At 72.4% G+C, this 24449-nt stretch carries 24 protein-coding genes and 1 pseudogene; 16 read left to right on the plus strand and 9 right to left on the minus strand.

Annotation, left to right across the window (positions count from 1 at the left end; translation table 11 throughout):
• Window position 1 precedes the first annotated feature (1 nt).
• A complete protein-coding gene (locus ASF44_RS04630; RefSeq protein ID WP_162243781.1) occupies window positions 2-832 on the minus strand; it encodes a transporter substrate-binding domain-containing protein in 831 nt (276 codons plus the stop codon).
• Window positions 833-996: 164 nt separating this feature from the next.
• Here ASF44_RS04630 and ASF44_RS04635 point away from each other — a divergent pair, with 164 nt between their 5' ends.
• From ASF44_RS04635 to yccS, 5 genes are all read left to right on the plus strand, one after another.
• Complete coding sequence (locus ASF44_RS04635; RefSeq protein ID WP_056897937.1) at window positions 997-2085, plus strand: ABC transporter substrate-binding protein; 1089 nt, start codon at window positions 997-999, stop codon at window positions 2083-2085.
• A 73-nt stretch (window positions 2086-2158) separates the two neighbouring features.
• Window positions 2159-3007: an ABC transporter permease gene (locus ASF44_RS04640; RefSeq protein ID WP_056897938.1), complete on the plus strand. Its 849-nt coding sequence runs from the start codon at window positions 2159-2161 to the stop codon at window positions 3005-3007.
• Window positions 3004-3786: an ABC transporter ATP-binding protein gene (locus tag ASF44_RS04645; protein WP_056897939.1), complete on the plus strand. Its 783-nt coding sequence runs from the start codon at window positions 3004-3006 to the stop codon at window positions 3784-3786. The genes ASF44_RS04640 and ASF44_RS04645 overlap by 4 nt, the downstream gene beginning before the upstream one ends.
• Window positions 3783-4229, plus strand: a complete 447-nt coding sequence (locus ASF44_RS04650; protein ID WP_056897940.1) for a hypothetical protein — start codon at window positions 3783-3785, stop codon at window positions 4227-4229. The genes ASF44_RS04645 and ASF44_RS04650 overlap by 4 nt, the downstream gene beginning before the upstream one ends.
• Before the next feature lie 170 nt (window positions 4230-4399).
• On the plus strand, window positions 4400-6538 hold the full coding sequence (gene yccS, locus ASF44_RS04655; RefSeq protein ID WP_235579121.1) for a YccS family putative transporter: 2139 nt from the start codon (window positions 4400-4402) through the stop codon (window positions 6536-6538).
• A 27-nt stretch (window positions 6539-6565) separates the two neighbouring features.
• Here yccS and ASF44_RS04660 read toward each other — a convergent pair whose 3' ends face one another.
• Both ASF44_RS04660 and ASF44_RS04665 read right to left on the minus strand, forming a co-directional pair.
• On the minus strand, window positions 6566-6772 hold the full coding sequence (locus ASF44_RS04660) for a dodecin (RefSeq protein ID WP_056897941.1): 207 nt from the start codon (window positions 6770-6772) through the stop codon (window positions 6566-6568).
• A gap of 45 nt (window positions 6773-6817) precedes the next feature.
• Window positions 6818-7051 (minus strand): hypothetical protein, encoded by a 234-nt coding sequence (locus tag ASF44_RS04665; protein WP_056897942.1) that lies wholly within the window; start codon window positions 7049-7051, stop codon window positions 6818-6820.
• 170 nt (window positions 7052-7221) lie between these two features.
• Here ASF44_RS04665 and ASF44_RS04670 point away from each other — a divergent pair.
• The 6 genes and pseudogenes from ASF44_RS04670 to ASF44_RS04695 form a co-directional block, all read left to right on the plus strand.
• A pseudogene (locus ASF44_RS04670) lies at window positions 7222-7617 on the plus strand (LLM class flavin-dependent oxidoreductase); the annotation flags it as partial.
• Window positions 7618-7655: 38 nt separating this feature from the next.
• Entirely contained in the window at window positions 7656-9191 is a 1536-nt protein-coding gene (locus ASF44_RS04675) for an FAD/NAD(P)-binding protein (RefSeq protein WP_156374343.1), read from the plus strand.
• A 121-nt stretch (window positions 9192-9312) separates the two neighbouring features.
• Complete coding sequence (locus ASF44_RS04680) at window positions 9313-10584, plus strand: putative Na+/H+ antiporter (RefSeq protein WP_056897945.1); 1272 nt, start codon at window positions 9313-9315, stop codon at window positions 10582-10584.
• A gap of 23 nt (window positions 10585-10607) precedes the next feature.
• Window positions 10608-11972 (plus strand): chloride channel protein, encoded by a 1365-nt coding sequence (locus ASF44_RS04685; protein WP_056897946.1) that lies wholly within the window; start codon window positions 10608-10610, stop codon window positions 11970-11972.
• 225 nt (window positions 11973-12197) lie between these two features.
• Window positions 12198-13919 (plus strand): tetratricopeptide repeat protein, encoded by a 1722-nt coding sequence (locus tag ASF44_RS04690; RefSeq protein ID WP_056897947.1) that lies wholly within the window; start codon window positions 12198-12200, stop codon window positions 13917-13919.
• 87 nt (window positions 13920-14006) lie between these two features.
• A complete protein-coding gene (locus tag ASF44_RS04695; protein ID WP_056897948.1) occupies window positions 14007-14270 on the plus strand; it encodes a helix-turn-helix domain-containing protein in 264 nt (87 codons plus the stop codon).
• 121 nt (window positions 14271-14391) lie between these two features.
• On the opposite strand, the gene ASF44_RS04700 is transcribed toward ASF44_RS04695, so the two are convergent.
• Both ASF44_RS04700 and ASF44_RS04705 read right to left on the minus strand, forming a co-directional pair.
• Window positions 14392-14793, minus strand: coding sequence for a carboxymuconolactone decarboxylase family protein (locus ASF44_RS04700; protein ID WP_056897949.1), 402 nt, complete (start codon window positions 14791-14793; stop codon window positions 14392-14394).
• Window positions 14720-15214 (minus strand): MerR family transcriptional regulator, encoded by a 495-nt coding sequence (locus tag ASF44_RS04705; RefSeq protein ID WP_056897950.1) that lies wholly within the window; start codon window positions 15212-15214, stop codon window positions 14720-14722. Before ASF44_RS04705 ends, ASF44_RS04700 begins: the two co-directional genes overlap by 74 nt.
• 228 nt (window positions 15215-15442) lie before the next feature.
• On the opposite strand from ASF44_RS04705, the gene ASF44_RS04710 reads away from it, so the two are divergent.
• From ASF44_RS04710 to ASF44_RS04730, 5 genes are all read left to right on the plus strand, one after another.
• Window positions 15443-17053, plus strand: coding sequence for an ABC transporter substrate-binding protein (locus ASF44_RS04710; RefSeq protein ID WP_056897951.1), 1611 nt, complete (start codon window positions 15443-15445; stop codon window positions 17051-17053).
• Window positions 17034-17993, plus strand: a complete 960-nt coding sequence (locus tag ASF44_RS04715) for an ABC transporter permease (protein WP_056897952.1) — start codon at window positions 17034-17036, stop codon at window positions 17991-17993. Before ASF44_RS04710 ends, ASF44_RS04715 begins: the two co-directional genes overlap by 20 nt.
• A complete protein-coding gene (locus ASF44_RS04720; protein ID WP_056897953.1) occupies window positions 17990-18847 on the plus strand; it encodes an ABC transporter permease in 858 nt (285 codons plus the stop codon). The genes ASF44_RS04715 and ASF44_RS04720 overlap by 4 nt, the downstream gene beginning before the upstream one ends.
• Entirely contained in the window at window positions 18844-20466 is a 1623-nt protein-coding gene (locus tag ASF44_RS04725) for an ABC transporter ATP-binding protein (protein WP_056897954.1), read from the plus strand. The genes ASF44_RS04720 and ASF44_RS04725 overlap by 4 nt, the downstream gene beginning before the upstream one ends.
• Window positions 20467-20534: 68 nt before the next feature.
• The gene (locus tag ASF44_RS04730) at window positions 20535-21035 is read left to right on the plus strand and encodes a hypothetical protein (RefSeq protein WP_056897955.1); all 501 of its coding nucleotides are present in this window, start codon (window positions 20535-20537) and stop codon (window positions 21033-21035) included.
• A 12-nt stretch (window positions 21036-21047) separates the two neighbouring features.
• On the opposite strand, the gene ASF44_RS04735 is transcribed toward ASF44_RS04730, so the two are convergent.
• From ASF44_RS04735 to ASF44_RS04750, 4 genes are read right to left on the minus strand one after another with little or no spacing between them, the layout of a single operon-like run.
• Window positions 21048-21704 (minus strand): methionine ABC transporter permease, encoded by a 657-nt coding sequence (locus tag ASF44_RS04735; RefSeq protein WP_056897956.1) that lies wholly within the window; start codon window positions 21702-21704, stop codon window positions 21048-21050.
• Complete coding sequence (locus tag ASF44_RS04740; RefSeq protein ID WP_056897957.1) at window positions 21685-22764, minus strand: methionine ABC transporter ATP-binding protein; 1080 nt, start codon at window positions 22762-22764, stop codon at window positions 21685-21687. The genes ASF44_RS04735 and ASF44_RS04740 overlap by 20 nt, the downstream gene beginning before the upstream one ends.
• Window positions 22765-22768: 4 nt before the next feature.
• Entirely contained in the window at window positions 22769-23605 is an 837-nt protein-coding gene (locus ASF44_RS04745) for a MetQ/NlpA family ABC transporter substrate-binding protein (protein ID WP_056897958.1), read from the minus strand.
• 10 nt (window positions 23606-23615) lie between these two features.
• Entirely contained in the window at window positions 23616-24434 is an 819-nt protein-coding gene (locus ASF44_RS04750) for a MetQ/NlpA family ABC transporter substrate-binding protein (protein WP_056897959.1), read from the minus strand.
• Window positions 24435-24449: the final 15 nt, after the last annotated feature.

The following is a 24449-nucleotide window of genomic DNA, read 5'->3' on the forward strand; positions in this document are numbered from 1 at the left end:
CTCAATGGCAGTCCGGCCCGATCTGGTCGAAGTAGGCCTCGTAGGCCACGTTCGCCGCCCAGCGCCGGTTGCGCTCCTGCCAGGCCGGCGCGCGCCGCTCGGCGGCCACGGCCTGTTGCAGGGCCTGCAGTGCCTGCGGCCTGGCGGCGGAGGCCAGCAGCAGCAGCTCGGCCGGTGCGGCGGCCGGCAGCGTGGCCGAGAACTTGTGCCATTCCTTGCGCAGGAACAGCGCCTGCAGCTGGGCCTCGTCGTGCAGCGCGGCATCGCAGGCGCCCGTGCGCACCTGCACCAGGGCCTGGGCCGGCGCATCGACCAACTGGAGCCGCGCACCGGCGCGCTGCGCGAGGGCCTGCGCGCCCTGGTGCGCCCGGGAGACGCAGACGGTCTTGCCGCGCAGGTCGTCCCAGCGGCGCAGCGGCGTGTCCGAGCGCATCGCGGCGGCGGTGCCCGAGCGGTAGCCCGTGCGCAGCGCCTCGGTGCCGGCGCGGGCCGTGGCGGCCAGCGGCTCGCGCACGAGCACGGCGTCGACCCGGCCCTGGGCCAGTGCGTCGGCGAAGGCCTCGGGCGCCAGCGCAACGAACTGCGGCGCCACGCCCAGGCGTTCGCCGAGCGCGCGGGCCAGCGTCAGTTCATGGCCTTCCTCGGTGTAGGCCCGCGTGGGGCTGTGCAGCGGCATGGCACTGGCCAGCACGCCGATGCGCAGCAGGGGCCAGCGCGCGGGCGGCGGTTCGGGCGGCACCAGGGCCCAGGCGGCCGCCGTCGCGGCGGCGGCACAGGCGAGCGCGAGCAGCCACACGGGCACGCGCTGGACGAGGCGGGGGAGGGCTTGCACGGCGGCGATTGCAGCACCGGCGGCGGCGCCGACCAACTGCGCAATGCGCAGATGCATATGCGAAATGCGCGGTTCACAAGCGGCCCTGCCATTCCAAGAATGCGTGCCGCACGCTGGGCCGCCGGTCCGGTGGCCTTGTCTTTTTCACCGACCACGGGATCCGCATGAACGACGCTTCCTCCACCTCCCTGCGCCGCGGCCTGCGGCGTCCGCTGCATGCCATGGCCATCGCACTGGGCCTGGCGCTCGGTGCCGGCGCCGCCACCGCCGAAGTGCTGCCCGAGATCAACCTGCAACTCTCGCCCTGGACCGTGGTGGCCCGCGAGAAAGGCTTCTTCAAGGAAGAGTTCGACAAGATCGGCACCAGGAAGATCAACCTGATCGCCACCAGCACGGCCGAGCTGATCGGCGCCGAGAGCGCGGCCGTCGGCGGCGGCAAGCTGGCCATCGCCCAGCGCATGATCTACCCGGCCACGGTGCACCGCGCCAACGGGCTGGACGGCGTGGTGGTGTGGGTCTCCGAGCCCTCCAACCGCTACCGCGCGCCCATCCTCGCGCGCGCCGACAACGACAGGATCAAGACCGTGGCCGACCTGGACGGCAAGAAGTTCGGCAGCAGCCGCATCAGCTGCTACTGGTCCTCGCCGTTCGAGACATTGACCAAGGCCGGCCTGCCGCTGGATTCGCGCGAGAAGAAGGGCCGCGTGCGCTACGAGTCCATCGACAACGGCTCGGTCGTGGTCTCGGGCATCCTGTCGGGCGCCATCGACGCGACCTCCGCCCACCTGGCCTCCGGGGCGTTCACGGGCGCCTGGCTGGCCGGCAAGCTCAAGGTGGTGGGCCGTTCGCCCGACGACGGGGTCTACGTGCAGAACGGCGGCCGCGTGACCTACTTCGCCCGGCGCGAGTTCGCCGAGAAGCACCCCGACGTGGTGAAGGCCTTCCTGGCCGCGCGCGAGCGCACCTCCGAGTGGGCCACCGACAACGTGGACGAAGCCGCCAAGATCATCGCCCGCGAAACGCGGGTGCCGGTCGAGGTCGCCAAGTTCCAGATCACCCACCTGGGCCAGTGGGACTTCATGGCCGGCGAGCCCAACGCCGACAAGGCACGCCTGGCCATCAAGACCTTCCGCGACTGGTACATCGCCAACGGCGACGACATCCTGTCCGAGCGCAAGCTCACCGATGCCCAGGTCGATGCCTTCATCGACGGCCGCTTCTTCGTGGGCGGCTCCCACACGATCTACCGATGAGCGCCGCGCTGGGCCGCCCCGAGCAAGCTCGCTCCCCCTCGGGGGGACAGGCCGCAGGCCGAAGGGGGCATCAATGAGCGCGACCGCTGACGTGATCGGCGCCGTGCAGGCGCCAGCTGCTCGGCTCGCCGGGCCGGGAAGGCTGCGCCGCGCGCTCGGCAACGGCGGCTGGATCGGCTTCATGCTGCCGCTGCTGGTGCTGGCCTGGTGGCAGACCGCCGTCTCGCTGCAGTGGGTCGACAAGGTCTTCCTGCCCGAGCCCGTCGCCGTGGTGAAGGCGTTCTGGACCATGCTGACCACGCAGAACCTGCTGCTGGACTTCGTGGTCAGCCTGAACATCGTGGGCCAGGCCTTCCTGTACGGCAGCCTGCTGGGCGTGGGCCTGGGCATCGCGGCCGGGCTGTCGCAGAAGGTCGAGCGCTTCTTCGGGCCGACCTTCGACACCATCCGCCACATCCCGGGCATCGCCTGGTTTCCGCTGATCGTGCTGTGGCTGGGGCTGGGCGCGCCGGCCAAGATCCTGGTGATCGCCAAGTCGGTGTTCTTCCCGGTGTTCCTGAACACGCTGCAGGGCATCCGCAGCGTGGACAAGAACTACGTGGAGCTGGCCGAGGTGCTCACGCTTTCGCGCGGCCAGCTCGTGCGCAAGGTGATCCTGCCGGCCGCCACGCCCAGCATCATGGTCGCGCTGCGCTACGCCGCGGGCCTGGCCTGGGCGCTGGTGGTGGTGGCCGAGGGGCTGAGCGGGCTGGAAGGCCTGGGCTTTCTGATCTTCCGCGCGCAAAGCCTGCTCATGACGGACCAGCTCCTGGTCTGCATGGCGGTGATCGGGCTGATCGGCTTTGCAATCGACCGCGGCATGTACGCGCTGCAGCGGCGCGTGCTGCGCTGGAAGCAGGGCTTCGAAGGAGCTGCCAGATGAGCAAGGGGCAACTGCAGATCCGCGATGTGTCCAAGAGCTACGACGTCGAGGGACGGCCGCGGCTGGACGTGCTGCAGCACGCCAGCTTCGACGTGGCGCCGGGCGCCTTCGTCTCCATCGTCGGCCCCAGCGGCTGCGGCAAGTCGACGCTGCTGCGCCTGATCGCCGGGCTCGACCGTGATTACTCGGGCGACATCCTCGTGCACGGCGAACGCATCGCGGGCGCCAGCCTGTCGCGCGGCATCGTGTTCCAGGACCACCGGCTGCTGCCCTGGCTCACGCTGGAGCAGAACGTGGGGCTGTCGCTGCTCAACTCGCCCTGGCCGCAGGCGCGCAAGCACCAGTCGGTGCGCGAGCACATCGCGCTCGTGGGTCTGTCGGGCTTCGAGAAGGCCTACCCGCACCAGCTGTCGGGCGGCATGGCGCAGCGCGCGGCGATCGCGCGGGCGCTGGTCAACAAGCCCGAGATCCTGCTGCTGGACGAGCCGCTGGGCGCGCTGGACGCGCTCACGCGCATCCGGCTGCAGGAGGAGATCCAGCGCATCTGGCGCGTCGAGGGCGTGACCATGATCCTGGTCACGCACGACGTGGACGAGGCGCTGTTCCTCAGCGACAAGGTGATCGTGATGAACTCCGGCCCGGGCCGCATCGTGCGCGAGCTCGATGTGGCACTGGACCGCCCGCGCGACCGCGCCGGTGCGCGCTTCGCCGCGTACAAGCGCGAGATCCTGTCGGCGATGGGCGAGTACCAGCGCAGCCCGGAGAGCGTCGCCGCATGAAGCCGCTGGCGGCCCTGGCGCTGCTGGCCGCGCTGGCGCAGGCCGCACCCGCCCACGCGGTGGCGGCCGCGCCCAGCGGCGACCTGCCCGACCTGGCGGCCGAGAAGGCGCTGATCTACGCCGGCGAGTACGCGCAGGCTATCGCCCGGCTCGAAGCGCGCGCACGCGCGGTGCAGCACGCCGAGATCTACAACCTGCTGGGCTACAGCCAGCGCCAGCTGCGCCGCTACGACGACGCCGCGCGCAGCTACCAGGAGGCGCTGTTCTTCGACGGCAGCTACCGGCCCGCGCTGCAGTACCAGGGCGAACTGTTCATCGCCACCGGCGACATCGAAGGCGCGCGGCGCAACCTGGGCTACCTGCGCATCGTCTGCGGCCCGGCCGGCTGCGAGGAGATCGACAGGCTGGCGGCGGCGCTGGAGAAGGCCGGGCACCGGCCCTGAGCCGCGCGCGGCCCTGCAAGGCCATGCGCCAGAGGGCGCGCGGCGCTTCGCGCTAAGCTCCGCGGCTTTTGCCGTGCCGCCCGCATGCCACTGTTCCATTGCCAGGCCGATGCCCTGGTTCCCATTGCCGTCCGCGCGCTGAAGCCTGGCTGCGCGCCGCAGGTGCCGCGGTGAGCGCCACGGGCCTGGACTGGCGCGTCACCTGGAGCCGCACGCGCAACCACGAGGGCGTGGCCCGCGGCGTGCGCGCCTTCGTGGCGCTGCTCTGCGTGCTGCTGCTGGGCTGGTGGGCCGGCTGGGACCATCGCTTCATGCCGGCCATGCTGGGCGTGATCGCCAGCGCCCTGGCCGAGTCCGACGACGGCTGGCGGGGCAGGCTGCGCGCGCAGCTGCTGGCGCTGGCGGCGTTCGCGGTGGTCGGCCTGGCGGTGCAGGCCAGCCAGCCGCTGCCGCTGCTCCAGGCCCTGGTGCTGGCCGCCGCGGCGCTCGCGCTGACGCTGGTCGGCGCGTTGGGCGAACGCTACCGCGCGGTGGCGCTCGGGGTGCTGGTGTTCGCCATCTACATTGCGATGCTGGGGCGGCAGGGCCGTGCCGATGGCGCCCTGGTGCTGCTGTTGCTGGGTGCGGCCTGGTATGGCGTGGTGTCGGTGCTGTGGGCGGCGCTGCTGCCGCGCGCGACGCTGCGCCACCGCATGTCGCGCCTGTATGCGCTGCTCGGCGAGCAGCTGCGCCTGAAGGCCCAGCTGCTGGAGCCCGTGCGCGACGTCGACCAGGCCGGGCGCCGCATGGCGCTGGCCCTGCACAACGGCCGCGTGGTGCTGGCCTTGACGGCCACCAAGGAGAGCCTGTTCAGCCGCCTGCATGACAGAGAGGGGAAGGGGGAGGGGCCGCGCCCGGTGTGGCTGCAGCTGGCGATGCGCCAGTACCTCGCCGCGCAGGACATCCACGAGCGCGTGAACTCCTCGCACGAGGACTACGGCCTGCTGTCCGAGACCCTGTTCCATTCGGATGCGCTGTACCGCTGCCAGCGCGTGCTGACCCAGCTGGGCGAGCAGCTGCTCAAGTTCGCCGAGGCGATCGCAGCCCGTGGCAGCCCGGTCCACACCGGCAGCACCGCACGCGCCATCGAGGACATGCAGGCGGCCATCGCGCACCTGCTGGCCGGCCCGCTGCCGCGACAGCCCGAGGCCGCGCGGGCACTCGGCGCGGTGCAGCAGCTGGGCCGCAACCTGGCCGCGATGGCCGGCGTGCTGCCCGCGCTCGAGCAGCCGCTGCAGGGCGGGGCCGGCGAGGCGCTGCACGACCGCGGCCCGCGCGACTGGCGTGCCGCTTGGCAGCGCGTGCGCGAGCAGCTGCATTTGCAGTCGCCGCTGCTGCGGCACGGGCTGCGGCTGGCACTGACGCTGCTGCTGGGCAGCGCCATCGTGGCGACGACCCGTGACCCGCATGCCTACTGGGTGCTGCTGACCATCGTCTTCGTGAGCCAGCCGCGCTATGCCGACACGCGCCACCGCATGGTGCAGCGGGCCACCGGCACGGCGCTGGGCCTGTGCCTGGGCTGGGCGGCGATCCGCCTGTTCCCCGCCACGGTGCTGCAGTCGGCCCTGCTGGTGGTGGCGGGCGGGGTGTTCCTCGGCAGCCGCCACACGCATTACACGCGGGCCACGGCCTCGGTCACGGTGCTATTGCTGCTCAGCTTCCACCAGGCCGGCATGGGCGACGGCGTGATTCCCACGCGCATGCTGGACACCGTGGTCGGCGGCGTGCTGGCCTGGCTGGCCGCATGGCTGGTGCTGCCGAACTGGCAGTCGCGCCAGTGGCCGCAGCTGGCCGAACAGGCCCTGCGCAGCCAGGCCGGGTATCTGCAGGAGATCGTGGCGCAGGCGGGCGCCGGCAAGCAGGACCACCTGGCCTACCGGCTCGCGCGGCGCAACGCCCACAGCGCCGACGCGGCGCTGTCCAACGCCTATGCGTCCATGCTCAGGGAGCCGGCCCATGCGCGGCGCATGTTCGAGGCCTGCGGCCGCTTCCTGGTGCTGTCGCACACGCTGCTCAACTACCTGTCGGCGCTGGGCGCGCACCGCGGCACGCTAGCGGACGCGGGGCAGGACGGGGTGCTGCGCCGCGATGCCGCCGCGCTCGGTGCGCAGCTCACGGCGCTGGCCGGGTGCATGCGCCAGCCGCAGGCACAGATGGCCACCGCGGCCCTGCACGAACCCAGCGCATCGGCCCAGCCGCAGCTGGCGCTGGCCATGCAGCTGCTGCCGCAGTTGCAGCGCGAAGCGCAGACCATGCTGCCAGCGGCGTGACCGGCGCCTGTGGCGCCGGCCCGGGCTTCACTCCAGCGTGAAGCCGATCTTCAGGCCCACCTGCCAGTGGGCCACCTTGCCGTCGACCACATGGCCGCGCGTCTCGGTGACCTGGAACCACTGGATGTTGCGCACCGTCTCGTGCGCCTTGGCGATGGCGGTCTGCACGGCGTCTTCGACGCCCTTGGGCGACGAGCCCGTGAGCTCCAGCGTCTTGTAGACATGGTTGGACATGGTGGTTCTCCTGTGGTGGTGGGGGGATGGACCGTGAACACGGTCTCAGTGTGCGCCAGCGCCGCGCTCGATGAAGGCGCGCGCCTTCGCGGCCAGCGCCACCAGGGCGGTCGATCCGCGCCGGTGGTCGCTGTCGAGTTCCAGCAGGTGGCGCCTGGCCGAGGCGTCCAGCAGTTCCGCGCGCGCGCTGAGCCGGCCGAGGTCGGGCCGGCCGTGCAGGCTGATGCGCACGTCCCATCCGAGGTGGGTGAAGCGGTGGATGTTGGTCAGGGCTTGCATGGGCCCATCCTAGGGCCGGCAGCCGGTCGGGTGGCGCGCTTTTCTTCCATGCTTATGCGGGCATGCGCAGCATCGCTAACCGCATAAGCAAGCGCGCAAAGCGCATTCGACAAGCGCGCCGAGGCTTCCTAAGCTGGCCGGCCCCCCTGCACCGACGCCAAGGATTGCCCGTGCCTTCGAACCGTCAACTGCACCTGGGCGCCTTCATGCGCCCGGTCAGCATCCACACCGGCGCCTGGCGCTACCCAGGCGCCTGGCGCGATGCCAACTTCAACTTCGAGCGGCTCAAGACGCTGGCCCAGGCGCTGGAGCGGGCCTGCTTCGACGCCTTCTTCGTGGCCGACCACCTGGGCCTGGTGGCCACGGCCTCGACCACCTTCGACGAGCCCTTCCACATCGCGCGGCGCTTCGCCTCGCTGGACCACCTGAGCGGCGGGCGCGCGGGCTGGAACATCGTCACCACCTCCAACCCCGACGCGGCGCTGAACTTCGACCCGGACCGCCTGCACACGCTGGACCACAAGGGCCAGTACCTCAGCGTGCGCGGCCCGCTGCACATCGCCCGCCAACCGCTTCTTTCCTGACCGAACCGCTCGTGCACACCATGCCAACTCCTGACACCCGCCCCCATGTCGTCATCGTCGGCGGCGGCCTCGCCGGCACGGCCGTCGCGCTGCGCATCCTGAAGGATGTGGAGCAGCCGATCCGGCTGTCCATCGTCGAATCGCGCCCCACGCTGGGCCTGGGCATCGCCTACGGCACGGCGCACCCCGAGCATCTGGTCAACGGCCTGGCCAAGCTGTTCAGCCTGTACGACGACGAGCCCGACCACCTCGTGCGCTGGCTGCGCGCGGGCGCCGGCGTGGGCGGCTGGCAGCCGCCGGCCGGCGTGGCGATTGAGGAGAGCATGCCGCCGCGCCAGGTCTACGGCGCCTATGTGCTGGCCAGCCTGACGGCGGCGCTGTCGCGCGCGGGCCATCGCGTGGAGTTCCGCCACCTGCGTGCGCGGGCGGTCGACGTGCTCGCGCAGCACGACACCGGCCAGCCGCGCTACCGCGTGGTGCTCGACGACGGCAGCCAGCCGCTGGCCGATGCGCTCGTGCTGGCCACCGGCATCTTCGCCAAGCCGCTCGCGCGCCAGGCCTTCACGGTGGGCGCGGGTGTGGCGCCATCGCCGCGCTACGTGGGCGACATCTGGCAGGCCGGGGCGTGGGACGGCGTGGCGCGGGACGCGCAGATCGTCTACCTGGGCGCGGGCCTCAGTGCCGTCGACAGCCTGATCATGGCCGAGAAGGCGGGCTTCAAGGGCCGGCACCTGGTGCTGAGCCGGCGCGGCCAGGGCGTGCGCGTGCGCGAGGACGTGCAGCCCTGGCCCGACTTCCTGCGCTACGCGCCGGACGCGGTGTCGCTGCGCGACCTGCTGGCGCAGATCCGCGTGCAGCGCCGCGAGATCCGCCGCCAGGGCGCGTCCTGGCAGCGCCTGGTGCCGGCCATCCGCGCCCACGTGCCGCAGCTGTGGACGCTGGCCAGCCCGCGCGACCGCCAGCGCTTCCTGGGCCGGCTGCGGGCCTACTGGGAGGCCGCGTTGCACCGCAGTGCTGCCGCGCCGCTGGCCTGGCAGGCGCGCGTGCACGAAGAGGGCCGGCACCGGCACGAGGCCGGCCGCGTGCAGTCCATCGCCGCGCAGGCCGATGGCCGCCTGGCCGTCGCCTGGCTGCCGCGTGACGGCCGCCCCGTGCAGACGCTGGTGGCCGACCGCGTGGTCAACTGCCTGGGCTTCGATTTCGACTGGCGCCAGATCGACGATCCGCTGGTGCGCCAGCTGGTCGCGCGCGGCCTGGCGCAGCCCGACCCGCTGGGCTTCGGCGTGCAGGCCACGCGCGAGACGCATGCGCTGCGCGACGCGGCCGGCCAGCCCCAGCCCGGGCTGTATGCCGTGGGCCATGCGCTGCGCGGCTTGATCTGGGAATCGAACGCCATCGGCGAGCAGGTGCCGCAGGCCGGCACCGTGGGCCGCGCCATCCTGCAGCAGCTGGCGCCTGCGGCGGCGGCCACCGTGCTGGCGCGCGCGGCCGCCGCGGCCGGTGCGACGGTGCGCGCGCAGCGTGCCGGCCAGGAAGCCGGGACGGCGCCGGGCTGAACCGCCGGCCTGCGAGGCCGTGCAAGGATGCCGCCTAGAATGCCCCGCAGGGTGCTGCGCCGGATCTTCGGCCAGCAGGGCACATGCGTTGGTCGGGCCGCCACGCGGAAAGCGTTCGCCCATGCCCGCACCGTCTCCCGACACGGTCCAGACCATTGCCGCCGTCCTCTTCGGCATCGCCCTCGTCCACACCTTCGCAGCCAAGCAGTTCGAGCGGCTTGCGCACCGGATGCCGGCCCACGCCGGCCTGTTCCACCTGCTCGGCGAGGTCGAGGTCGTCTTCGGCTTCTGGGCCATCGTCCTCGTGGGCGCGATGGCCCTGCTGGCAGGGCCCGCAGACGCGCTGGCCTACGCCGAATCGCGCCAATACACCGAGCCGCTGTTCGTCTTCGTGGTCATGGTGGTCGCGGCTTCGCGGCCGATCTTCCAGGCCGTGACCGTTGCCGTCGGCGCGGTGGCGCAGCGCATGCCGGTGCGAACGCCCCTGGCCACCGCCTGGCTGGGCCTGGCGGCCGTGCCGCTGCTCGGCTCGCTGATCACCGAGCCGGCCGCGATGACCATCGCCGCGCTGCTGCTGTCGTTCCTGGTCTTCCGGCCAGGCGTGCCCGAGGCGCCCAAGTACCTGGCGCTCGGCGTGCTGTTCGTGAACGTCTCCATCGGCGGCACGCTGAGTTCCTTTGCCGCGCCGCCCGTGCTGATGGTGGCCGCCACCTGGAACTGGGACAGCGCGTTCATGGTGGCCAACTTCGGCTGGAAGTCCGCCCTCGCGGTGGTCGTCAACGCCACGCTCGCCACGGTGTTCCTCGCGCGGCATCTGGGCCATGCGCCAGACCCGGCCGACGCCATGGCGCGGTCGGCACCCGTGCCCTGGCCCGTCGTGGCGATCCACATCGCCTTCCTGGCCGGCGTCGTGCTGCTCGCGCACCATCCGGTGGCGTTCCTGGGCCTGTTCCTGCTGTTCCTGGGATTCACCCAGGCGTATGTGCGGCACCAGAACCCACTGATCGTCAAGGAAGCCTTGCTCGTCGCCTTCTTCCTGGCCGGGCTGGTCGTGCTGGGCGGAATGCAGCAATGGTGGCTGCAGCCCATCGTGGCCGACATGTCTTCCGAGGCCTTGTTCTTCGGCGCCGTCGGCCTGACGGCCATCACCGACAACGCCGCGCTGACCTACCTGGGCTCGCTGATCGAAGGCATGACGGACGAGGCCAAGTACGCGCTGGTGGCCGGCGCAGTCGCGGGAGGCGGGCTCACGGTGATCGCCAACGCGCCGAATCCGGCCGGCGTTGCGCTGCTGAAGTCCGGCTTTGCCGACGAGACCGTGAGCGCGGGCGGGCTGTTGCTGGGAGCCCTCGTGCCCACGGCCGTGGCCATGGCCGCGCTGCTGTGGCTGTAGCGCTGCTGACAGAATCCCGTGGCATGCAGCAAGAGCCCGACTTCCTCCAGAACCTGCGCGCCGAGTTCTCCAGCTGGCGCCTGTGGCTCGACCGCGCGATCGTGCTCGGCTACGCCGTGGCCGCCGGGCTGTTCGTGGTGGGCTTCACCGTCGCGGCCGAGTGGGCTTCCCGCTGGTTCGAGCGGCTGCACCATGCCCAGCCCTGGGCCGTGCTGTTCTGGACGCCGGCGCTGACCGCCGGCATCGTCTGGGCCACCCGGCGCTGGTTCCCCGGGGCCGGCGGCTCGGGCATTCCGCAGATCAAGGCGGCGCTCGATCCCGCGGTGCTGGCCGCGCAGCGTGGGCTGTTCGCGTCGCTGCGCCTCACGGTGGCCAAGATCGGCCTGGGTGTCGCCGGGTTCGCGGCCGGCCTGTCGATCGGGCGCGAAGGCCCCTCGGTGCAGGTGGCGGCCGGCGTGATGCAGCATGCGCGGCGCTGGCTCTCGCCGGGCAGCACGATCGACGCGCGGGCGCTGTTGATCGCAGGGGGCGCCGCAGGCATCGCCGCGGCGTTCAACGCGCCGCTGGCCGGCGTGGTGTTCGCCATCGAGGAGCTCTCCGGCCGGTTGGAGGCGCGGGCCAGCGGCGTCATCATCACGGCCATCGTGCTGGCCGGGCTGGTCGCCGTCTCGGCCTTCGGCAACCTGAGCTACTTCGGCATCATCCGCGTGCCGCCGCTGGGCTGGGACCTGCTCGGGCCGGGCCTGCTGGTGGCGCTGGCCAGTGGCGTGGCAGGGGGCCTCTTCGCGCGCCTGATGGTCGCGTCGCTGACCGGCTCGCCGCAACGGCTGAACCGCTGGCGTGCACGCTGGCCGGTGCGTTTCGCGGCCGCGGGCGGGCTGGCCGTCGCCGTGATCGGGCTGGCCACGGGCGGCGCCACGTTCGGCGCGGGTTCCGAGGCCGTCAAGCAGATGCTGGCCGGGCACGACGAGCTCACGCCGCTCTACACGCTGCTCAAGTTCATCGCCACCTGGCTCACGGCCTGGTGCGGCGTGCCGGGCGGCATCTTCGCGCCGTCGCTGTCCATCGGTGCCGGCATCGGCGACGGCATTGCCCAGCTGGCCGGGCCGGGCCTCGGGCCGGCCCTGATCGCCATGGGCATGGCCGGCTTCCTGGCCGCCGTGACACAGGCGCCGTTGACGGCCTTCATCATCGTGATGGAGATGGTCGACGGCCATTCGATGGTGCTGAGCCTCATGGCCAGCGCGATGCTCGCCAGCCTGGTCTCGCGCATGATCAGCCGGCCCCTGTACCACACGCTGGCAGAGCACATGGTGGCCGCGGCGCGCCAGCCGTCCAGCGGCGAGCCGCGCACGGCCCCGGCGGGGCCGCCCGGCACGCCCGGGTAGCGCTTGCGGGCCTGGCGCCCGCGGGAGGCGGCAGGGGCGAAGCAGGCGGTGCGTCCCTGCGCATCCGTTGCGCGCCCGCGGTCTACGCCGATGCGTGGTCGCCATGCGCCGCCGTGCGCACGTGCGGCGCGGCGCCGGATCGCCGGGCGCATACTCGGCCGCACCCAGCCGCCGCCACGCCCCCGTCCATGCACCGTTCCACCTGCTGCATCCCGGCCTTCGCGCATGGCCACTGACGCACTGGTGCGCGTGCTCGATGCGCTTGACAACGGCGATGCCGAAGCGGCCTGCCGGCTCGGCATGCTGGCCCTGCAGGCCGACCCCGAAGACGCCAGGCTGTGGAGCGCCTGCGGCATCGCCGCCCGGCTGTGCGGCCGCGATGAGGAGGCCGAACGCTGCTGGCGCCGCGCGCTCGCGCTGCGGCCCGACGCGCTCGTCACCCACCACCTCGCCAGCCTGCTGCGCGCGCGGGGCCGGGACGGCGAGGCCCTGGCCTGCTACCAGGCGGCTGCCGACGATGGCAGCGCCGACGCGCGCTGCTGGCTCGGCCTGGGCGTGCTGCTCGCGGCCCGCAGGCGCCTGGCGCAGGCCGAGGCGGCCTACCGCAGCGCCCTGGAACTGCAGCCCGACGACGTGGCCGCCCTCACCAACCTGGGCCTGGTGCTGGAGCAGCAGCGCCGGATCGACGAGGCCGAGGCCTGCCAGCGCCGGGCCCTTGCGCTGGCGCCCGACGAGGCCGAGGTGCACAACCACCTGGCCGGCGTGCTGGCGCGCCGCCCGTCTGCCGACGGCCGCTGCGAGGCCGAGGCCGAGTGGCACTACCGCGAGGCGCTGCGCCTGCAGCCGCGGGACGCGCGCCACCTCTCCAACCTGGGCGCGCTGCTTTACGACCTGGGCCGCGTGCACGAGGCCGAGCGCGTCCTGCGCGCCGCCGTGGCGCAGGCGCCCGGCCTGGCTTCGGCACGGATCAACCTGGGCCAGCTGCTGCTGTCGGTGGACCGGCTGGCCGAAGGTTTCGCACAGGCCGCGGCGGGCTACGCGCTGCTGCCGCCCGGCGCGGTGGCGCCCGGCTTTCCCGACCCGCCGCCGCCCGGCGCGGCGCCGCAGTGGACCGGCCAGCCGCTGCAGGGCAAGCGCCTGCTGGTCTGGGCCGGGCAGGGGCATGGCGACCAGTTGCAGTGGTGCCGCTACCTGCCGCTGGTGCGCGGCCAGCACCGGCCCGCGCACATCACGCATGCGGGCGCGGCCGCGCTGCAGGGGCTCCTGCGCGGCATGGCCGGCGCCGACCGGCACATCGCGCTGCACGACGCGCCGGCCGCCTTGCCGCTGCACGACTACTGGGTGCCGCTGCAGAACCTGCCGCTGTTCTGCGGCACGCGCACCGGGTCCGTTCCTGCCCAGGCGCCTTGCCTGCGGCCTGCCTCCGCCGCGCTGGCGCGCTGGGCGCCGCGCATTCCGGCCGCGCCGCTCAAGGTCGGCCTGGTCTGGCGCGGCAACCCAAACCACGACAACGATGCCGACCGCTCGCTGCCGGGCCTGGCCACGCTGGCGCCGCTGTGGCAGGTGCCTGGCGTTGCCTTCGTGAGCCTGCAGAAAGGGGCCGGCGAGGAGGAGGGCCTGCAGCCACCGGCCGGCCAGCCGCTCGTGCACCTGGCCAGCGCCGTGGAGAATTTCGCCGACACGGCGGCGGTGCTGTCCCAGCTCGACCTGCTGGTCTCGGTCGACACCGCCGCCTGCCACCTGGCGGGCGCGCTCGGTCGCCCCTGCTGGGTGCTGCTGCCCGCCTACCGCGTGGACTGGCGCTGGCTGCGCGCGCGCAGCGACACACCCTGGTATCCGCGCACGCGGCTGTTCCGCCAGGGCCGGCGCGGCGACTGGGCGGGCGTGGTGGACGCCGTGCGGCAGGCGCTGGCCCGGCTGCGGCAGGACGCGCCCGGCGCCACTTAGCCCCGCGCGCCGGGTGGTGGCCCGGCCAGCCGGACACCGCGGCCGCAGTGGTGCGGGCCATGGCAGGCTTGTCGGCACAATGGCGGCATGGCCCAAGGCAAACGCATCTCCGTCGACATCGGCAACGAGGCGCTCGGCGCGATCAAGGCGCTCGGCGAGGCCGCCAGGGCCGCGCGCCTGGCGGCGGGCGAAGGGCAGGCCGCCGCGGCGGCGCGCCTGGGCGTGCACGTGCAGACGATCGGCCGCATCGAGGCCGGCGAAGCGGGCGTGGCCATCGGCCATGTGCTGGGCCTGCTGGCGCTCTACGGGCTCGCCGTGCGCAGCGGCCCCGCGGCCACGCCCACGTCCTGAGCGGCGGCATGGCCACGCCGCGACGCCGACATGGCGGATCCTGGCCGGTACGGCCTGGCGGGCGTTTCAGGTGTCCAGGGCGTCGCGGGTGTTTCCGGCGCGCGGCGTGGGATGCCGTGTCTCACGCCGCCACCGCATCGGCAGCGCCGGCCGCGAACACCTCGCGTGCGGCCGCCAGCGCGTTGAGTGCCGCCGGGAAGCCCGCGTACACGGCCATCTGCATGATGACCTCCACGATCTCCGCGCGCGTGACGCCCACGTTCAGCGCTGCCTGCAGGTGCACCTTGAGCTGCGGCGCGGCGTTGCCCATCGCGGTCAACGCGGCCACCACCGCGATCTCGCGGCTGCGCAGGTCCAGGCCGGGGCGCGAATAGATGTCGCCGAAGGGGAACTCGATCAGGTAGCGGGCGAAGTCGGGCGCGATGTCGGCCAGGCTGGCAACGACGTGCTCACCGGCTTGCCCGTCGATCTCGCGCAGCTTGGCGAGGCCCTGCAGGTAACGTGGACTGGTCTCGGGGGACATGGGGATCTTCTCCTTGGCGTGGTGGCGTTGGCGTTGGCGTCGGCGTGTTGCGAAGGGAAGCCTCCAGGCCCCGGTAGTGCCCGATCTTGGCCTGCAGCGCCTGGGCGGCCTGCTGCATCGCGTTGACCGTGGCCAGCACCTGCGCGAGGTGCTGCTCCAGCATGGCGCGCCGTTCGGCGGCGGTGGCGTTCCCCTCGCTGCGCAGCCGCGCGAACGCCTGCATCTGCCCGATGGGCATGCGGGTGTCGCGCAGGCGCAGCAGGAATCCGATCCATTCCATGTCCGAGGCCGCATAGCGGCGCTGGCCGCCAGGCGCACGCGCCACGGGCGCGATCAGGCCCGCGCGCTCGTAGTAGCGCAGCGTGTGCGCGCTCAAGCCCGTGCGTTCGGCGACTTCGGCAATGGTGAGGAGGGATGCCATGGGCGCGATTCTGGAAGTTCGAGCGCACTCTAAGTCAAGCGCCAGCTGCAAGAAGCCGCGGTGGGCCGGCGGCGCGCGCGCCCGCGCCTGCTGCGCAGACCGAGATTGCTTATGCGAAACCATGCTGAGCCGCACGCGGCATTCGCCCTACATTGCCAGCGCCGCCGGCAGCTGCGCACCCATTGCGCGTTCGCCGGCCTGTCGGTTCAACTCGCAAGGATTTCCCTCATGAAGAAGCTCGTGTCGCGCCGCACCGTCGGCGCGCTGGCGCTGTCGTTGCTCGCCACCAGCGCCGTGCTGGCGGCACCCGCTGGCGAGGCCGGCCCGCCCCAACGCGGTGGCCAGCTGGTGGTGGCGCTGCGCGCCGAGCCCGTGCTGCTCAATCCGCTGGTGGACCAGGGCTCGGGCGCGCACTCGGTGCGGCCCGTGCTCGACTCGCTGGTCTGGGACAACGGCGACGGCAGCTACGACCCCTGGCTGGCCGAACGCTGGGACATTTCTGCCGACGCCAGGGTCTACACCTTCCACCTGCGCCGCGACGTGAAGTTCCACGACGGCACGCCGTTCAACGCCGAGGCCGTGAAGGCCAACTTCGACTTCATCGCCAACCCGGCCAACAAGTCCACCGGCTCCACGGCCAAGCTCAAGCCCGTGGCGCGCGTCATCGACGCGTACACGCTGGAGGTGACGCTGGGCACGCCCGAGTCGAGCTTCCTCACGCTGATCGCGGCGCCGTACTTCGGCATCGTCTCCAGGCAGCAGCTGGAGCAGGATCCGAAGTCGCTGGCCAGCAAGCTGATCGGCACCGGCCCCTTCAAGTTCGACCGCTGGGTCAAGGGCCAGAGCCTGTCCTATGTGCGCAACGACGAGTACAACTGGGCGCCGCCCAGGTTCCACCGCGGCAACGCCTACGTGGACAGCGTGCGCTACGTGTTCCTGCCCGAAGACCAGACCCGCTACAACGCGCTGCTGACGGGCGAGGCCCATGTGGTGGACTACATCCCGCCCGAGCACGCCAGGACCGTCAAGGCCGGCAAGTACCAGACCTCGGAGTTCCTGCTGCCCGGCGTGGGCTACAGCCTGCACCTGAACACGCGCCGCCCGCCCTTCGACCAGAAGGAAGTGCGCCTGGCCCTGCTGGCGGGCCTGGACCGCGCCGGCATCGCGAGCGCCGCGAGCTTCGGCGCCTACCCGGTGCAGGAGTACCTGGCCACCAGCACGCCGGACTTCGCCAAGAGCCTCAAGAACAGGATCCGCCACGACCCCAAGCGCGCCGGTGAACTGCTGGACGCCGCGGGCTGGACCCAGCGCGACGCGCAGGGCTACCGCACCAAGGACGGCAAGCGCCTGTCCACCGCGTCGCCCTATGCCGACAACGACCAGCTGGCGCAGCGCACCCTGGAGCAGGTGCAGGTCGACGCCCGCAAGCTGGGCATCGAGATCCAACTGCAACCCGTGACCGCGACCGACCTGGCACAGCGCCTGTACAACGGCAACTACGGCATCCTGGGCTCGTTCCAGTCCGAGGCCACGGGCATGCAGCTGTGGCGCCTGTACGGCAGCGACAACATCAGCGATGGCAGCACGGTGGGCTCGAACGCCTCGTTCCTGAGCATCCCCGAACTCGACGCCGTGCTGGCCAAGGCCCGTGCGTCCGGCAAGGCCGCCGACCGCGCGCGCCACTACGCCGAGGCGCAGGAGATCCTGCCGAACTACGCACCCTCGGTGCCGCTGTACACGCGCGGTCGCCTGGTGGCGGCGCAGTCCAACGTGCATGGCGTGTCCTGGGACAAGGCCTGGCCGCAGCCCTACCTGTTCGATGCCTGGATCGCCAAGTAAGCGCAGCACCCTGCTGCTGCGCCGCCTGGGCCTGGCGCTGCTCACGCTCTGGGGCGCGGCCACGTTCGCGTTCCTCGCGCTGCGCTTGGTGCCCACAGACCCGGCCCTGGTCATCGCCGGGGCAGGGCTGGATGCCGTCGCCATCACCAAGGAGGTGCTGGACGCGATCCGCGTCGAATACCACCTGGACCAGCCGCTCGTCGTGCAGTACCTGCTGTACCTCGGGCGGCTGCTGCGTGGCGACCTCGGCATCTCCTACGCGCAGGACCAGCCCGTGCTGGCCCTGATCGCCGAGCAGGCCTTGCCCACGCTGGCGCTGGCCGGCCTGGCCAGCCTGTTCGCGGTCGTGCTGTCTGCGGGCGTCGCCCTGCTGACCGCAGGGCACCGCACGGCCAGCGCCTTGGCCAGCGCGGTGGAACTGGTGCTTGCCTCCACGCCCGTGTTCTGGGTCGGCTTCCTGCTGATGCTGGGGTTGGCCGTGCAGTGGCGCGTGTTCCCGCTGCTCGACACGGGCGACCTGCGCACGCTGGTGCTGCCCGCGCTGACCATCGCACTGCCCACGGCGGCGCCGCTGGCCCAGGTGCTGCGCCGTGCGCTGGACGAGGTGCTGGAGCAGCCCTTCATCCTCACGGCGCGTGCGCGCGGCCTGTCGCGCCTGGGCGTGAAGCTGCGGCATGCGCTGCGCCATGCCGTGATCCCCTACCTCACGATGCTGGGCTTTTCGTTCGGCGCGCTGCTGGGCGGCGCGGCCATCACCGAGACGCTGTTCGGCCGCCCCGGCCTGGGCCGGCTGCTCGTCAACGCCGTCACGCGGCAGGACATGCCGCTGGTGCTGGGCCTGGTCATCGTCGGCACGCTGGCCTTCATCGCCATCAACACGCTCATCGACATGGCCTACATCCTGATCGACCACCGCATCGACGCGGCGCCTGCCACATGAGTTCGGCCGCTGTTCCTTCCGGCCTGGCGCTGCCGGCCGTGCGCTGGCCCGGCATCGGCGAGCTGTTCGCCGCGCTGAGCCTGGCCGTGGTGCTGCTGTTCGCCGTGGCCGCGCTGTGGCCCGAACTGCTGGCACCCGGCGATCCTCTGGCGGCCGACCGCAGCGCGCTGCTGGCGCCGCCTTCGGTTTCTCATCCCTTCGGCACCGACCAGATCGGCCGCGACGTCTACACGCGCGTGGTGCACGGCGCCCGCTCCTCGCTCGCGCTGGGCTTCGGCGCCGTGGCGCTGGCCGTCACCTTGGGCTCGGCGCTGGGCCTGGTGGCCGGCCTCACGCGCCGCTTCGCGCCGACCATCGTCATGCGGCTGACCGACATCGGCGCGGCCTTCCCCGAGCTGCTGCTGGCCATCTTCATCGTCGCGCTGTTCGGCAGCGGCGTGCTGCATGCCGCGCTGGCCATCGGCGTGGCCGGCATTCCCTACTACACGCGCGTGGTGCGGGCCCAGGCCCTGCGCACGCGCGCCGAGCCGTATGTGGAGGCGGCGCGCGCGCTGGGCCTGTCGCCGGCCGAGGTGCTGTGGCGCCACACCATCCCCAACGCGCTGCGGCCCGTGGGCACCATCGCCACGCTGGGCCTGGGCGGTGCCACGCTGGCGGGCGCGGCGCTGAGCTTCCTGGGCCTGGGCAGCCCGCCGCCCGCGCCCGAGTGGGGTTCCATGCTGACCAATGCGCGCAGCTTTCTGACCATGGGCTGGTGGGCCGCGGTGTTCCCGGGCGCGGCACTGACGGTGTTCGTGGCCAGCACCACGGTGCTGGGGCAGTGGCTGCAGCGGCGGTCGGAGGGCCGGTCATGAGGCTGTTGCCAGAGCATGCGGCGCAAGGCGCTGCGCCCGCCAAGGCCCCGCCGCTCGTGCGCGTGCGCAACCTCGCGGTGGATTTCCGCCAGGGCTGGCACTGGCGCCAGGCCGTCGGCGGCGTGAGCTTCGACATTCCGAGCGGTGGCTGCGTGGCGCTGGTGGGCGAGTCCGGTTCGGGCAAGAGCGTCACGGCGCGCAGCCTGCTGGGCTTGCACGGTGCCGGCGCGCGCGTGCGTGCCGATGCGCTGGAACTGGGCGGCCGCGACCTGCTGCGCCTGCGCGAGCGCCAATGGCGTGCGGTGCGCGGCCGCGAGATCGGCTACATCCTGCAGGACGCGCTGGTCTCGCTCGACCCGCTGCGCAGCATCGGCCAGGAGCTGGCCGAGGCCGTGCGCGCCACGGGCGGCCCGCGCGGCGCAGCCACCCAGGCGCGCGTGATGGAACTGCTGGCACGCGCCCGGCTCGACGGTGCGGCCGAGCGCCTGCACGCCTACCCGGGCCAGCTGTCGGGCGGGCAGCGCCAGCGCGCGCTGATCGCCAGCGCGCTGGCCGGCGCGCCGCCGCTGCTGATCGCCGACGAGCCGACCACGGCGCTGGACGCCTCGGTGCAGCAGCAGATCCTGGCGCTGTTCCGCGAACTGCGCGACGCCGGCACGGCGTTGCTGCTGATCAGCCACGACCTGGGCGTGGTGGCGCAGCTGGCAGACCATGTGCTGGTGCTGCGCGGCGGCGAGGTGGTCGAGTCCGGCCCCACGGCCCAGGTGCTGCGCCGGCCCCGGCACGCCTACACGCGCGCGCTGCTCGACGCGGTGCCGCGCGTCCATGGTCCGGCGCGCGGCGGCGCGCCGGCTGCGCCCGTGGCGCCGGGCGCCGAACCGCTGCTGCGCGTGCAAGGCATCCGCAAGCGCTTCGGCGACCGCGAGGTGGTGCGTGGCGTGGACCTCGTGCTGCACCCGGGCCGCACGCTGGGCCTGGTCGGCGAATCGGGTTCGGGCAAGACCACGCTGGCGCGCATCGTGGCCGGGCTGGAAGTGCCCAGCGCGGGCGAGATCGTCGCCGGCCCGCTGCTGCAGCGTCCAGCCGCCGGCCGCGCGCGCGCGGTCCAGTTCGTCTACCAGGACCCCTTGTCTTCCTTCGACCCGCGCCACACGGTCGGCACCATCCTGGCCGAGGCGCTGGCCCTGCGTTTCGGCCGCGAGCCGCCGGCGCGCGTGCGCGGGCGTGTGGCCGAATGGCTCGCGCGCGTGGAGCTGCCGGCCGCCCTGGCCGCGCGCCGTCCGCTCCTGCTCTCGGGCGGGCAGCGCCAGCGCGTGGCCATCGCCCGCGCGCTGGCCGTGGAGCCGCGGCTGGTCGTCATGGACGAGCCTGTGTCCGCGCTCGACGTCTCGGTGCAGCAGCAGGTGCTGCGGCTCGTGGCGGCGCTGCAGCGCGACACGGGCGCCGCCTTCCTGTTCATCTCGCACGACCTGGGCGTGATCCGGCAGGTCAGCCACGACGTGGCGGTGCTGCAGGGCGGGGTGCTGCGCGAGGCCGGGCCGGCGCACGAGGTGCTGGACCACCCGCGGGACGCCTACACGCAGGCCTTGCTGGGGGCGGTGGCGCGGTTGCCGGCGTGAGGGGCGGCGGGTACGCCGCATGCTTGGCAAGACGGACAATGCGCCGCTGACCCGCCGAGGCCACCACGATGCTCTTTTCTCCGTCCACGTTCCATTCGCTGCCCCCGGGCTTGCTGCGCGACCCGCCGTCGGCGCGGACCAGCGCGATCGCGCAGGCCTTCCGTTCGGGGGGCGTCGACGAAGGGCTGCGCGCCATGAACGCCGGCGTTGCGCACCGCTACTCCGGCATCTTCGCGCTGGACGGCGAGCTGCTGCGCAACACGCACATGTTCGACAAGCTCGGCGAGGTGAGACCCGAGGCGCTGGAGGTGGTCGTGCTCAAGGACAGCTTCTGCCAGATCGTGCTGCGCGAAGGCTATTTCCTGACCGACAACACGCGGCAGGACCGCCGGCTGGACTACAGCCCCTTCCAGGGCGTGGTGATGGCCTACCACGGCGTTCCGCTGCTCAACGACCGCGGCGACCTGCACGGCACGCTGTGCCATTTCGACCTGGTCGAGCAGGCGATCTCGGACGAGGAACTGGCCTGCCTGCAGTTCACTGCCAGGCTGTTGCCGGCGTATCTATAGGGGCGCGGTGGCTCAGGCCCGGTGGTCGGTGCGCCGCGCCAGCCACTCGCCGGCGAACTGCAGCACCGAGACCAGCGCGATCAGGATCACGATGACCTCGAACATCACGCGCGTCTCGTAGCGCTCGTAGCCGTAGCGGATGGCCAGGTCGCCCAGGCCGCCGGCACCGACCGCGCCGGCCATGGCCGAGGCGTTGACCATGGCGATCACGCTGACCGTCATGCCGCCGATGATGCCGGGCAGGGCCTCGGGCAGCAGCACGTGGCGCACGATGTGCCAGCGCTTGCAGCCCATCGCGCGCGCCGCCTCGATGAGGCCGCCGTCCACCTCGTTCAGGCTGACCTGCGCGATGCGCGCGTAGAACGGGATCAGGTTGGCCGCCAGCGGCACCACCGCCGCCCAGGTGCCGAGCGTGGTGCCGACGATGGCGCGCGTGACGGGCAGCAGCGCCACCAGCAGGATGATGAAGGGGATGGCGCGGCAGATGTTGACCGTGACCGACAACCCCTTGTGCAGCCGCGGCCGCGCATAGACGCCGCGCGGCCCCGTCACGTTCAGCACGATGGCCAGCAGCAGGCCCACGCCGATGGCGATGACGGCCGAGACGCCGACCATGGCCAGGGTTTCCAGCAGGGCCTGCAGGTAGCGTTCAAGCGGGGGCAGGGACATGGCCGAGCAGTGCGAGGTGGTCGGCGCCGAGGATCTGGCGCAACCGGTCTTCGGAAGGGGCGGTGTCGGCCGGCAGCGACAGCAGCAGCCGGCCGTGCGCATGGCCGCGGATGCGGTCCAGGCCGCCGTGCAGCAGCTCGGCGCCGGGGCCCAGCGCGGCCAGGGACGCCAGCGGCAGGCCCTGGGCCGGCGTGCGGCCTGCGAAGCCGGCGCTGTAGATGGCGCGGCCGGGCCGGCCGTCCAGCGTGGGCACCAGCGCCTGCGCCAGGTCGGCCGGCAGCTCCTGCTGCAGCGGGCGCAGCAGCGCGCGCGTGGCCTCGGCCTGCGGATCGCCGAACACGCGCCAGACCTCGCCGATCTCCTGGCGCCGGCCCGCGTCCAGCACCAGCACGCGGTCGCAGATGGCGCGGATCACGGCCATGTCGTGCGTGATCAGCACCACGGTGAGGCCGAGCGTCTGGTTGATCTGGCGCAGCAACGCGAGGATGGACTGGGTGGTCTCGGGGTCCAGCGCCGAGGTGGCCTCGTCGCACAGCAGCACCTCCGGGCCGTGCACCAGCGCGCGTGCGATGCCCACGCGCTGCTTCTGGCCACCCGAGAGCTTGGCGGGGTAGACATCGGCCTTGTCGGCCAGGCCGACCAAGGCCAGCAGTTCCTCCACCCGGGCGTGGATGGCGGCGGGACGCCAGCCGGCCACGCGCAGCGGCAGCGCCACGTTCTCGCGCACGGTCTTGGCGGCCAGCAGGTTGAAGTGCTGGAAGATCATGCCGATGCGCCGGCGCAGCGCGACGAGGGCGTCCTCGTCCAGCGCGCCGACCTCGACGCCGTCCACGGTCACCTGGCCGCCGCTGGGCGCCTCCAGTGCATTGATGGCGCGCAGCAGCGTGGACTTGCCGGCGCCGCTGCGGCCGATGATGCCGAACACCTCGCCGCGCAGCACCGAGAAGCTCAGCGCCTCGAGCGCCTGCACGTCGCCGTGCGGGCCGGCGAAGCGCTTGTGCACCTGCTCGAAGACGATGTGGGGCGTGGCGATGTCCACGGCGGGCGGGGGACCGCTCATGGACTCAGAACGCCGGGACGACCGAGCCCTGGTACTTGCTTTCGATGAAGGCACGCACCTCGGGCGACTGGTAGGACTTGACCAGCGGTGCGACCCAGGCCGCGCCGCGGTCCTGCTCGCGCACCACGATGATGTTGACGTAGGGGTTGTTCTCGCGCTTTTCCACCGCGAGCCCGTCGCGCGTGGCGATCAGGCCGGCCTGGTAGGCGAAGGTGTTGACGATGGCCGAGGCGTCCAGGTCTTCCAGCGAACGCGCCAGCACCACGGAGGCGGCCTCTACCAGCTGCACCTTCTTCTTGTAGCCCGTGATGTCGGCCAGCGTGGCCGTGCCCTTGGCCGGATCGAAGCCGTTGCGCAGCGTCAGCACGCCCTGGTCGCGCAGCACCACGAGCGCGCGCGTCTGGTTGCTCGGGTCGTTCGGGATGCCCAGGCGCGCGTTCTCGGGCAGGTCGCCAAAGCGCTTGTGCTTCTTCGAGTAGAAGGCGATGGGCGAGATGTAGGTGTCGCCCACCGAGACCAGCTTGTAGCCGCGCTGCTGCACCTGGTCGCGCAGGAAGGGCACGTGCTGGAACGAGTTGGCCTCCAGGTCGCCGTTGTTGAGCGCCTCGTTGGGGCTGGCCGCGCCCGTCACCACCACGGGCTTGACGTTCAGGCCGTTCTTCTTGGCCACCTGGGTCACCACCTCCCAGATCTCCTCGTCGGTACCGCCGCGCACGCCCACGCGCAGGGTGGGCGTCTGGGCCTGGGCGCCGCCGAAGCGGGCCGCGGTCAGGAACACGGCCAGGGTGCCGATGCGGCGCAGGCTGGCCCGCTTGTCGTTGTGTTGTTGGTTGTTGTGCATGGCAATGTCCTCAGAAGGCCGGCACCAGGGCGCCGTTGAATTGGGTCTCGATGAACCGCTTGACCTCGGGCGACTGGTAGGCCGCCACCAGGCGCTTGGCCCAGGGCTTGTCCTGGTCGGCGCGGCGCACCGCGATCAGGTTGGCGTAGGGGCTCCTGGGCGATTCCTTGATCACGGCGTCGCGCGCCAGCGACAGGCCGGCCTTCTCGGCGTAGTCGTTGTTGATCGAGGCGATGGCCAGGTCGTCCAGCGAGCGCGGCAACTGCGCCGCATCCAGCGCAATGAGCTTGAGCTTCTTCGGGTTGCCCACCACGTCGAGCGGCGTGGCCGTGTTGTTCTTCACGGCCTCGGGCTTGAGCGTGACGAGGCCGGCGCTCTGCAGCAGCAGCAAGGCGCGGTTGCCGTTGGACGGATCGTTCTGGATGCCGACCGAGGCGCCGTCGGGCAGCGCGTCCAGCGACTTGATCTTGCGCGAGTAAAAGCCCAGCGGCGCGGTGACGGTCAGGCCCACGGGCACGATGTCGAAGCCGCGCGCCTTGTTCTGGTTGTCCAGGAAGGGCTGGTGCTGGAAGGCGTTGGCGTCCAGGTCGCCGGCGGCCAGTGCGGCGTTGGGCAGCTGGTAGTCGTTGAACACCACCACGTCGAGCTGCAGGCCCTGCTGGGCGGCGACCTTCTTGACCACCTCGAAGATCTGCTCGGCGTTGCCGACCGAGATGCCGACCTTCAGGCGCTGCTTGTCCTGTGCAAAGGCCGGGCCGGCGCCCAGGGCGAGCAGGGCGGCGGCGGTGCCGGCCAGCAGGTTGCGTCGGTGGCGGAGAAATGGGGTCATGGCGCGCTGTGCGAA

The organism is Pseudorhodoferax sp. Leaf274 (genome assembly GCF_001422445.1).
In the GTDB taxonomy this organism is placed as follows: domain Bacteria; phylum Pseudomonadota; class Gammaproteobacteria; order Burkholderiales; family Burkholderiaceae_C; genus Pseudorhodoferax.